The sequence below is a fragment of the Streptomyces cyaneus genome (assembly GCF_004028635.1).
Classification (GTDB): domain Bacteria; phylum Actinomycetota; class Actinomycetes; order Streptomycetales; family Streptomycetaceae; genus Streptomyces; species Streptomyces cyaneus.
On sequence record NZ_RQJW01000015.1, the window covers coordinates 13,304 to 24,368 of the forward strand.

At 72.5% G+C, this 11,065-nt stretch carries 10 protein-coding genes; 9 read left to right on the top strand and 1 reads right to left on the bottom strand.

Annotation, left to right across the window (positions count from 1 at the left end; genetic code table 11):
* Positions 1–30 precede the first annotated feature (30 nt).
* Genes EHO50_RS36980 through EHO50_RS37010 form a run of 7 tightly spaced genes read left to right on the top strand, consistent with a single transcriptional unit; the run spans position 31 to position 7,538 of the window.
* Positions 31–504: a (2Fe-2S)-binding protein gene (locus EHO50_RS36980; protein ID WP_128435654.1), complete on the top strand. Its 474-nt coding sequence runs from the start codon at positions 31–33 to the stop codon at positions 502–504.
* Positions 501–2,885: a xanthine dehydrogenase family protein molybdopterin-binding subunit gene (locus tag EHO50_RS36985; protein WP_128435656.1), complete on the top strand. Its 2,385-nt coding sequence runs from the start codon at positions 501–503 to the stop codon at positions 2,883–2,885. Before EHO50_RS36980 ends, EHO50_RS36985 begins: the two co-directional genes overlap by 4 nt.
* Complete coding sequence (locus EHO50_RS36990; RefSeq protein WP_128435658.1) at positions 2,882–3,736, top strand: FAD binding domain-containing protein; 855 nt, start codon at positions 2,882–2,884, stop codon at positions 3,734–3,736. The genes EHO50_RS36985 and EHO50_RS36990 overlap by 4 nt, the downstream gene beginning before the upstream one ends.
* A gap of 15 nt (positions 3,737–3,751) precedes the next feature.
* A complete protein-coding gene (locus EHO50_RS36995) occupies positions 3,752–4,648 on the top strand; it encodes an AAA family ATPase (RefSeq protein ID WP_246101763.1) in 897 nt (298 codons plus the stop codon).
* A gap of 40 nt (positions 4,649–4,688) precedes the next feature.
* Positions 4,689–5,804 carry a vWA domain-containing protein gene (locus EHO50_RS37000; RefSeq protein ID WP_128436128.1) on the top strand — a complete coding sequence of 372 codons (1,116 nt, stop codon included), beginning with the start codon at positions 4,689–4,691 and terminating at the stop codon, positions 5,802–5,804.
* The gene (locus tag EHO50_RS37005; protein WP_128435661.1) at positions 5,797–6,897 is read left to right on the top strand and encodes an XdhC family protein; all 1,101 of its coding nucleotides are present in this window, start codon (positions 5,797–5,799) and stop codon (positions 6,895–6,897) included. Before EHO50_RS37000 ends, EHO50_RS37005 begins: the two co-directional genes overlap by 8 nt.
* 20 nt (positions 6,898–6,917) lie before the next feature.
* On the top strand, positions 6,918–7,538 hold the full coding sequence (locus EHO50_RS37010) for an SRPBCC family protein (RefSeq protein WP_128435664.1): 621 nt from the start codon (positions 6,918–6,920) through the stop codon (positions 7,536–7,538).
* Between the two features lie 233 nt (positions 7,539–7,771).
* Here the strand turns inward: EHO50_RS37010 and EHO50_RS37015 are convergent, their stop codons facing one another.
* A complete protein-coding gene (locus EHO50_RS37015; RefSeq protein ID WP_128435666.1) occupies positions 7,772–8,272 on the bottom strand; it encodes a metallophosphoesterase family protein in 501 nt (166 codons plus the stop codon).
* A gap of 204 nt (positions 8,273–8,476) precedes the next feature.
* Between EHO50_RS37015 and EHO50_RS37020 the strand changes: the two genes are divergently transcribed.
* Together EHO50_RS37020 and rfbC are read left to right on the top strand one after the other, a co-directional pair.
* On the top strand, positions 8,477–10,459 hold the full coding sequence (locus EHO50_RS37020) for a glycosyltransferase family 2 protein (RefSeq protein WP_128435668.1): 1,983 nt from the start codon (positions 8,477–8,479) through the stop codon (positions 10,457–10,459).
* 4 nt (positions 10,460–10,463) lie between these two features.
* Entirely contained in the window at positions 10,464–11,060 is a 597-nt protein-coding gene (rfbC, locus tag EHO50_RS37025) for a dTDP-4-dehydrorhamnose 3,5-epimerase (protein WP_128435670.1), read from the top strand.
* The last annotated feature ends 5 nt before the right edge of the window (positions 11,061–11,065 follow it).

Below are 11,065 nucleotides of genomic sequence, written 5' to 3' on the forward strand. Positions count from 1 at the left end.
TCTGATCTCCACTCGGCCTCTGGAGGGCACATGACTCACATCTCGGTGAAGGTGGACGGCACGACGTACGAGGACGAGGTGGAGCCCCGTCTCCTCCTGATCCACTACCTGCGTGACCGCCTCGGTCTGACCGGCACCCCGATCGGCTGTGACACCTCGAACTGCGGGGCCTGCACGGTCGAGCTGGACGGCACGGCCGTCAAGAGCTGCACCGTGCTCGCCGTGCAGGCGGACGGGAGCGAAGTGACCACCGTCCAGGGACTCGCCCATGACGGGGAGCTGACCGCGCTGCAGCGGGCGTTCCACGAGCGGCACGCGCTCCAGTGCGGCTACTGCACCCCGGGGATGATCATGGCGGCCCGCGATCTGCTGCGCGAGCACCCGCACCCCACCCCGGACGAAGTACGGCACGGCCTGGAGGGCAACCTCTGTCGCTGCACCGGCTACCAGAACATCGTGCGGGCCGTGCTGGACGTCTCCGAAGAGGAGGAGGTCACGGCATGATCGAGACCGTCGCACGCGAGGTCGGCCGTGCCCGACCCCGCAAGGAGGACGCCCACCTGATCACCGGGCAGACCAACTGGACCGACAACATCAGCGTCAACGGCCTGCTGCACCTGGCGATCCTGCGCAGTCCGATGGCCCACGCCCGCATCGACCGCGTCGACGTGTCGGCGGCCCTCGAACGCCCCGGCGTCATCGCCGCGTTCAGCGGCCGCGACGTCGCGGAGGCGATGGGCTCGCTGCCGTGCGCCTGGCCCGTCGCCGAGGACACCGTGGTGCCGGACCACCCGCCGATCGCCGTCGACGAGGTGCGCTACGCCGGCGACCCGGTGGCGGTCGTGGTGGCCCGCGACCGGTACACGGCCGCCGACGCGCTGGAGGCCGTCGAGGTCGACTACACACCGCTGCCCGCCGCCCTGGACATCGAGTCGGCGCTGGCCGAGGGCACCGCGCTGGTCCACTCCGACAAGGGCACCAACCGCTGCTACGACTACCACTCCGCGAGCGGAGACTACGAGGCCGCCAAGGCACGTGCCGACGTCGTCCTGACCCGCCGCTACCACCAGCAGCGCCTCATCCCGACCGCGATGGAGCCACGCTCCGTCGTCGTCACCCCGCGCGCCGCGTCCGGAGACTTCACGCTCTACTCCTCCACCCAGATCCCGCACGTCCTGCGGGTCCTGCTCGCCGTCACCACCGGCATCCCGGAGAACAAGATCCGCGTCGTCGCCCCCGACGTGGGCGGCGGATTCGGCTCGAAACTCCAGGTGTACGGCGAGGAAGTGATCACCCTGGTGCTGGCCAAGCGCCTGGGCCGGCCCCTGAAGTGGACCGAGTCCCGCTCCGAGGCCAACGTCGCCACCCACCACGGCCGCAGCCAGGTCCAGGACATCGAGGTCGCCGCCCGCCGCGACGGCACCCTGCTGGGCCTGAAGGTCTCACTGCTGGCCGACATGGGCGCCTACCTGATGCTGCTCACCCCGGGCATCCCGATCCTCGGCGCCTCCATGTACCCGGCGATCTACAAGATGGGCGCCTACGAGTTCTCCTGCACCGGCGTCTTCACCAACCGCACCCCGATCGACGCCTACCGCGGCGCGGGCCGCCCGGAGGCGACCTTCGCGATCGAGCGGATCATGGACGACCTGGCCGCCGAACTCGGCATGGACCCCGTCGACCTGCGGCGCCACAACTGGATCCGGCACGAGGAGTTCCCGTACACCACGATCGCGGGGCTCACCTACGACAGCGGCAACTACGAGGCCGCCACCGACAAGGCCCTTGCCCTGTTCGACTACGACAAGCTGCGCGCCGAGCAGGCGGACCGCGTCGACCACGCGGACACCGTACGCCTCGGCATCGGCGTCTCCACGTACACCGAGATGTGCGGCCTCGCACCGAGCCGCTGGCTGGGCGAGATGCGCTACGCGGCGGGCGGCTGGGAGGCGGCGAGCATCCGGGTGCTGCCCACCGGCAAGGTCGAGGTCGTCACCGGGACCAGCCCGCACGGCCAGGGCCATGTCACGTCCTGGAGCCAGATCGCCGCCGACGCCCTCGGGGTACCGTTCGAGGACGTCGAGGTCATGCACGGCGACACCATGCTGGCCCCTCATGGCATGGACACCTACGGCTCGCGCTCGCTCGTCATCGGCGGCGTCGCCGTCCACGAGGCGGCACGCAAGGTGGTCGACAAGGCCCGCAAGGTCGCCGCCCACCTGCTGGAGGCCAACGAGGCGGATCTCGACTTCGCGGACGGCGCCTTCTCCGTCAAGGGCTCGCCCGAGGCGCGCAAGACCATCCAGGAGGTGGCCTTCGCGACCTTCGCCTCGCACGACCTGCCCGACGGCATGGAACCGTCGATCAACGCCGAACACGTCCTCGACCCCGACACGTTCTCGTTCCCGCACGGCACCCATCTGTGCGCGGTCGAGGTCGACACCGAGACGGGTGCCGCGCACATCCGGTCGTACGTGTGCGTCGACGACGTCGGCAAGGTGATCAACCCGATGATCGTCGAGGGCCAGCTGCACGGCGGCATCGCGCAGGGCATCGCGCAGGCGCTGTACGAGGAGGCGGTGTACGACGAGGAGGGCAACCTGGTCACCGGCACGCTGGCCGACTACCTGGTGCCGGGCGCACCGGACCTGCCCGAGTTCGTCTCCGACCGCACCGAGACACCGGCCACCTCCAACCCGCTGGGCGTCAAGGGGGTCGGCGAGGCGGGCACGATCGCCTCCACGCCCGCCGTGGTCAACGCGGTCGTGGACGCCCTGCGCCCCTTCGGTGTGCAGGACATCCGGATGCCCTGCACACCCGAACGGGTCTGGCAGGCCCTTCGGTCCGGTCAGTCCGGTCAGTCCGGGAAGGAGGCGTCGGCATGATTCCCCCCGCATTCGAGTACGCCTGCCCCAGCAGCGTCGACGAGGCGGTGCGCATGCTCGCCGACGCGGGCGAGGACGCCAAGGTGCTGGCCGGCGGACAGAGCCTGCTGCCGCTGATGAGGCTGCGGCTGGCCTTCCCGGAGCTGGTCGTGGACGTCAACCGGATCCCCGAGCTGCGCGGGGTCCGGGAGGACGGCGACGCCCTGGTCATCGGCGCGATGACCACGCACCACGACGTCATCGCTGATCCACTGGTCCGACGGCACGCCGGACTGCTGGCGGCCACCACCTCGACGGTCGCGGACCCCGCCGTACGGCACCGGGGCACCCTCGGTGGTTCGCTCGCGCACGCCGACCCGGCCGGGGATCTGCCCGCGGTGGTACTGGTCATGGACGGTGAGCTGGTGGCCCAAGGACCGCGCGGGCGGCGCACGATCCCGGCGCGGGAGTTCTTCGTCGACTATCTGCAGTCCGCGCTGGCGCCCGACGAACTCCTCGTGGAGGTGCGGATCCCGAAGGCGGAGGGCTGGGGCTTCCGGTACGAGAAGTTCCACCGGGTGGCCCAGGCCTGGCCGATCGTCGGCGTGGCCGCGCTGGTGCGGCGCGACGACGGGCACATCGCCGAGGCGCGGGTCGGGCTGACCAACATGGGCACCACGCCGCTGCGGGCCCCGGCCGCCGAGGAGGCACTCTCCGGCGCCGGGGACCCGGATGCCGTGGCGCAGGCCGCTCAGGAGGCGGCGCAGGGCACCCGGCCGTCCCAGGACACATCAGCCTCCCCCGAGTACCGCGCGCATCTGGCGCGGGTGCTCACCAAGCGGGCGGTACTCGCGGCCGCCGGGATGGGGTGAGAGACGATCACCGGCATGGGCGGCCCGATCACCGGCATGGACGGCCCGGAGCAGGTGCGGGCCCGCCTGGAGGCGACGGGGTATCTCGTCGACGACGGGCTGGCCGTCGCCTGCTTCCTGGCCCTGCGCCTCGGCCGCCCGCTCTTCTGCGAGGGCGACGCGGGCGTCGGCAAGACCGCGCTCGCCGCCGCCCTCGCCGAGGCGCTCGGCGCCCCGCTGATCCGGTTGCAGTGCCACGAGGGCATCGACGCCTCCCAGGCCCTGTACGACTGGGACTTCCCACGTCAGCTGCTGCACCTGCGGGCCGCCGAGGCCGCCGGCGCACACGACGCCGACCGGCTGGAGGGCGAGCTGTACGACCGGCGCTTCCTGATCGCCCGGCCCTTGCTCCGCGCCCTGGAGACCCAGCCGTCCGTGCTGCTGGTCGACGAGATCGACCGTGCCGACGACGAGTTCGAGGCGTTCCTGCTGGAGCTGCTGTCGGAGTACTCGGTCACGATCCCGGAGCTGGGAACCCTGAGGGCCGAGGTGCCGCCGGTGGTCGTGCTCACCTCCAACCGCACGCGCGAGGTGCACGACGCGCTCAAGCGACGGTGCCTGTACCACTGGTTCGACCATCCCGGGTTCGCCCGCGAACTGGCCATCGTGCGGCGGCGGTTGCCGCAGGTGACGGCGCGGCTGGCGGAGCAGGTGACCGCGCTGGTGCAGGCGCTGCGCGCGCAGGACCTGCTCAAGCCGCCGGGTGTCGCCGAGACGATCGACTGGGCCGAGGCCCTGGACACGCTGGGCGCGAGCGAGGTGGACGCGGAGCTGGCGGTGGCGACGCTGGGGTCGGTGCTGAAGTACCGGGAGGACGCGGAGCGGGCACGGGGGCTGGACTTCGCGGCGGTGCTCGCGACGCGAGGAGCGTGAGGGCGTGACGGGCCTGACAGGCATGGCAGGCATGGCAGGCATGGCGGGCGTGTTCGCCGCGGACGCCGCGCTCCTCGGCTTCGCCCGTGCCCTGCGCGCGGCGGGCGTCGACGCGAGTGCCGAGCGGGTGCACGCGTTCCTGTCCGCGCTGGACGTCCTGCGACCCGGCGTGCGGGCGGACGTGTACTGGGCGGGGCGGCTGACGCTGTGCGGGGACCGGGACGACCTGGAGCGGTACGAACGGGTGTTCGCCGCGTACTTCGGTGGCGGTGAGCGGGTCAGCCGTGTCGCGCCCGCTCCTCCCCCGCCTCGACCGCGGCTTCTCGTCAGCGGAGGCACCGGCTCCTCCTCGGGCGCCGAGCCCGCGGCCCCGCCGACGGCCTCGCTCGCCAGTTCCGCCGAGGTCCTGCGCCATCGCGACGTCGCCGACCTGGACGCCGCCGAGCGCGAGCAGGTGCGCCGGCTGCTGGCCGCGTTCGCGTTGCGCGGCGAGGTACGCCGCTCCGCACGCCGGCGCCCGGCCAGGCGTGGCACGGTCGATCCGCACCGGACGGTGCGGGAGCTGTTGCGGCGCGGCGGGGAGCCCGCACGCCTGCGGCGGCACGCGCGCGCCGAGCGGCCCCGCCGGGTCGTGCTGCTGGTGGACGTCAGCGGCTCCATGGCGCCCTACGCGGATGCGCTCCTGCGCTTCGCACATGCGGCCGCCGCCCGAGGCAGCCGTACGGAGGTGTTCACGATCGGTACCCGGCTGACCCGGGTGACGCGGGAGATGTCGCACCGGGATCCGGACCTGGCGATGGCCGCGGTCGCGGCGGCGGTGCCCGACTGGCGTGGGGGTACCCGGCTGGGCGAGCTGCTGCGGGCGTTCCTGGACCGCTGGGGGCAGCGCGGCATGGCCCGCGGTGCGATCGTGGTGATGCTGTCCGACGGCTGGGAGCGCGGCGACCCGGAGCTGCTGAGGACGCAGATGCGCCGCCTGCACCGCCTGGCACACCGCGTCATCTGGGCCAATCCGCGCAAGGCACGCCCCGGCTACGCGCCCCTGGCGGCCGGGATGGCGGCGGCGCTGCCGAGCGTGGACGCGTTCGTCGAGGGGCACAGCCTGGCCGCCCTGGAGCGGCTGGCGGCGGTGGTGAGAGGAGCGGACGATGCGTGACATTCTCCCGGTGCTCGGCGGCTGGTACGCGGCTCGGGCGCCGTTCGGACTCGCCACCGTGGTCGCCACGAGCCGCAGTGCCCCGCGCGACCCCGGGGCCGCGATGGCGGTGGGCCCCGACGACGAGGTCGTGGGCAGTGTGTCCGGCGGCTGTGTCGAGGGGGCCGTCTTCGAGCTCGCGCAGGAGGTGGTGGCGAGCGGACAGGCGCAACTGGAGACCTTCGGGTACAGCGACGAGGACGCCTTCGCGGTCGGGCTCACCTGCGGCGGCGAGATCACCCTGCTGGTGCGGCCCGTCACGCCTGACGGCGACCCCTCCTTCGGCGAGGTCGCGGAGTCGGTCGCGGCGGGCCGGCCGGTGACCGCGGCGACGGTGACCGACGGACCCGCGCCGCGCGGGGCGACGCTGGCGGTGTGGCCGGACCGGGTCGCCGGGACGCTCGGCACGTCCGGCCTGGACGTGGCGGTCACGGCCGACGCCCGCGGAGAACTCGCCCTCGGCGCCACGGGATTGCGACACTACGGGGCGCACGGCGAGCGCCGCGAGGACGCGGTCACCGTCTTCCTGCACTCCTTCGCGCCGCCGCCCCGCATGCTGGTCTTCGGCGCGATCGACTACGCGGCCGCCGTCGCCCGCATCGGCGACTTCCTGGGCTACCGGGTCACGGTGTGCGACGCCCGCCCGGTCTTCGCCACGCCGAAACGCTTCCCCGAGGGCGTCGAGGTGATCGTGGACTGGCCGCACCGCTACCTGAGCGGCACCGACACCGACGAACGCACCGTGATCTGCGTACTCACCCACGACCCGAAGTTCGACGTGCCGCTGCTGGAGGAGGCACTGCGGCGCCCGGCGGCGTACATCGGGGCGATGGGCAGCCGCCGTACGCACGACGACCGGATGAAGCGGCTGGCCGAAGCAGGGCTCGGCGAGGGCGAGTTGGCCCGGCTGCGCTCTCCGGTCGGGCTCGACCTCGGGGCCCGTACGCCCGAGGAGGTCGCCGTGTCCGTCGCCGCGGAGATCATCGCGCTGCGCTGGGGCGGCACGGGCGCCCCGCTCGCGGCCACGGCGGGCGCGATCCATCCATCGTCGTAGCCCCCCGGTTGGAGGAAGTCATGGAGCTGCACCACGAGTTCACCGTCCCCGTCCCGGTCGACGAGGCCTGGCGCACACTCCTCGACATCGAGCGCGTCGCCCCCTGCATGCCCGGCGCGAGCGTCGAGGAGTACGACGGCAAGACCGTGACAGGCGCGGTGAAGGTCAAGGTCGGCCCGATCACCGTGACGTACAAGGGCACCGCGGTCTTCGAGGAGCAGGACGAGTCGGCGCATCACATGGTGCTGACCGCGAGTGGCCGCGAGACGCGGGGGCAGGGCACCGCACGGGCCACGGTGACCGGCACACTCAGTGAGCGCGACGGCGGTACGGCCGTGTCGGTGGACACCGATCTGACCGTGACCGGGCGTCCGGCGCAGTTCGGGCGCGGGGTGATGGCCGAGGTCGGCGACCGGCTGGTCGGGCAGTTCGCCGCGTCCCTGTCGCAGCGGCTGGCCGGGCCCGCGGGGGATGCGGCGACGACCGACGAGCAGCTGGAGCAGCCGCTCGATCTGATCCGCACGGCCGGGGTGCCGGTGGCGAAGCGGGCCGCGATGGCGGTGGCGACGGCAGGCTTGGTGTTCGGGGCGGTACTCGGGGTGGCGCGCATCCTGCGGTGGCGGCGTGCCCGCCGCGCCTGATCCCGGCGTCGCACCTGATCCCGGCGTCCCGAGAGGCCCGGAGTGACTCGATTCCGGGGGTGTAAGGCGGGCGAGAAGGGGTACGGGGCTCCACAAGGAGGCATTCGTGCCCCCGAACAACGCCTCTGAGCGGGAAGGAGGTCCATGACAGCGCATTGCAGTGTCCGGGCCGTTTCCCTTTGCGTGGGGCGGCCCGGATCTTGTTGAGGCCCACGCGCCGTTGACGCCGGCTGTCAGCGCGGAGGCAACCGGTGCAGTTCCACGTCCGTGAGGCGACCCTCGGTCACGGTGGCGGTCATGTAGGTGCAGTGGGGCTGGCGACGGCGGTCGGTCGGCGAGCCGGGGTTGAGCAGGCGCAGGCCGGTCGGGGCGGTGGTGTCCCAGGGGATGTGGCTGTGGCCGAAGACCAGCACGTCGAGGTCGGGGAAACGGCTGGCGCAGCGCGTCTCGCGGCCCTGGGCGGGCCCGGTTTCGTGGACCATGCCGAAGCGCAGACCGCCGAGTTCGACGTACGCCACCTCCGGTAGCCGGGCGCGCAGGTCCGGTCCGTCATTGTTGCCGTAGACCCCGACGAGCCGGGCGCAGCGGCTCTCCAGCAGGTCGAGCGTGGCCGCGTCGACCCAGTCCCCGGCGTGGAACACGACGTCGGCGCCCGGGAGTTCGGCGAGCAGCGGATCAGGCAGTGCCTTGGCGCGCTTGGGCAGGTGGGTATCGGACATCAGCAGCAGACGCACGCCGTCAGGCTACCGGCGTGGACGATCTTCCGGCCGGTTCTCCACCAGGGCACACCGGGCATCGACACACGGGCAGACCTGGCATCCATGCGCACGGCATCGATCGTTGAGCGGTGGACAAAAGGCGTGACAGGGCTAGGATTTGGCCACGGATGCCGTAATCCGACGCAAACGCCCAGCGACCCCCAGGGGGTTCGAAGACCGATGCCGGTCAAGGTCAGCGTGGTCGTCCCCGTGTACAACCCCGGGGTCTATGTCGAGGACTGCATCGCGTCGCTGCTCAGGCAGTCGCTGCCGCCGGACGCTTACGAAGTGATCTTCGTCGACGACGGTTCCACCGACGACACACCCGCCCGGCTCGACGCGCTCGCCGCCACCGATCCCCGGGTGAGGGTCGTTCACCAGGCGAACTCCGGCTGGTCGGGCAAGCCCCGCAACGTCGGGATCGCCGCCGCTCGCGGCGAGTACGTGATGTTCGTGGACCACGACGACCACCTCGGCGACGAGGCCCTGGAGCGGATGTACGACTACGGCGTGGCCAACGGCGCCGATGTCGTGGTCGGCAAGATGGCCGGCAAGGGCCGCGCGGTGCCGGTGGAGCTGTTCCGCCGCAACCACCCGCGTGCCACCGTCGCCAACGCGCCACTGATCGACAGCCTCACCCCGCACAAGATGTTCCGCCGCGCCTTCCTCGACGACATCGGCCTGCGCTACCCCGAGGGCAGGCGACGCCTCGAGGACCACGTCTTCGTCACGGAGGCGTACCTGCGCGCGAGCAATGTCTCGGTGCTCAGCGACTACGTCTGCTACTACCACGTCCGCCGCGACGACGCCTCGAACGCCGGATTCCAGCGCTTCGACCCCGGCGGCTACTTCAAGAACCTCCGGGAGGCCCTGGACGTCGTCGAGCGGTACACCGAGCCGGGGCCACTGCGCGACCGGCTGCTGCGCCGCTGGCTGCGTGTGGAGATGGTCGAGCGGCTGCGCGGGCGGCGTTTCCTCGCCATGCCGGGGGACTATCGCCGGGAGCTGTTCGAGGAGATCCACCAGGTCGTCGTGGAGCGTTTCGGGCCCGGTGTCGCGGCCGGGCTGCAGCCGACGCAGCAGGTCGTCGCCGCGCTGATCGTGGCGGATCGGTACGACGACGTGGAGGCCTTCGCCGAGTGGGAGGCCGGCATCGCCCTCACGGCCGCCCCCGAGCACGTGGTGTGGGAGGACGGCACGCTACGGGTCGGTTTCTCGGCCGAGTACACGGCCGCCGGTGAGCCGATGACCTTCGTCGGCGGTAAGCCGATGGCCGTCGCCGACGGTGAGCCGACGGCCGTCGCCGCCGACTCGGCCCGTACGCCACTCGACGGCCCGCCCGGGGATCTGGCCGCGGCGATCGCCCGGGTGGGCGTCGACACCGTCGCCCGGTTCGGCAAGGCCACCGCTGACCTGCTGCTGCGCGAGCGCTCCAGCGCCGCCCAGTACTTCCAGCCGCTGGAGTTCACCCGGCAGGAGGTGCCGGCGGGCGACGACGGCCGGGTCCGGCTGGTGCTGCGTGCGACCGCCGCCGTCGACCCCGCCACCCTCACACTGGGCGGCGTGTGGGACGCCTTCGTCCGCGTCAAGCTGGGCGGCTGGACCAAGGAGTGCCGCCTCGGCCCCGCCCCGCGCGAGGGCCGCCCCGCCCCGCACGCCGGTGTCGTCGGCGGCCACGTGGTCCTGCCGTACTGGACCGCACCGCACACCAACCTCGCCCTGGACGTGGACCGCGCGACCCACCGCGTCGGTCTCGGCGCCGTCACCCCGGACGACGTCACGGCCTCGGGCGCCCGACTGCGCGCGCTGCTCCCCCTGCACGCCCCCCACCACGGCACGGACGTCTCGCTCCGACTCACCTCGTCCGGCACCACCCATGACGTGCCCGCAACCCTGTCCCCGCAAGGGTCCGGAGCCCTTCTACAAGCCCTGCTGCCGCTGGCAGACCTGCGGGGCACGACCTGGCGCACGGCGCTCGGCACACCTGGCCCGCGCTTTCTCACGCTGCCGTTCGCCCTGCGTGCCGGGGTCGGCGGAGTGCAAGTGGTGCAGACGTCTCGCCCCGATCCACTGCGCCGACTTCTGCGCAGGGCACGGCGAAGGCTCGGTACAGCCCTGGGGCGGACGGCGGCCCGGCTGCGGGCCCGGGCCCGCAGGGGGTGACGGCATGCGATCGCTCGGCATCGAAGGCGCGTGGGCGCTGGAGCCCAAGGTCTTCCCTGACGACCGGGGCAGTTTCCATGAGTGGTACCGGGGTGCGGAGTTCCGCGAGGCCACCGGCTACGACCTGTCCCTGGCGCAGGCGAACTGCTCGGTCTCCCGCTGGGGCGTACTGCGCGGCGTGCACTTCTCGGACGTGCCGCCCGGCCAGGCCAAGTACGTGACGTGTCTGCGCGGCGCCGTCCTCGACGTGGTGGTCGACCTCCGCGTCGGCTCCCCCACCTTCGCCCGCTGGGAGGCCCTGCGCCTCGACGACGACAGCCACCACGCCGTGTTCCTCGCGGAGGGCCTCGGCCACGCCTTCATGGCCCTCACCGACGAAGCCACCGTGGTCTACCTGTGCTCGACGGGTTACGCCCCGGAGCGCGAACACGGGGTACATCCGCTCGACCCCGACCTGGGCATCGCCTGGCCCGAACACATCCCGCCGGTTCTCTCCCCCAAGGACGCGCAGGCGCCGTCACTGGCCGAGGCCGAACGGGCGGGCCTACTCCCGTCGTACGAGACGTGCAGGGCCTACTACGACCAGCTGCGCGCCCCTTAGGGGCG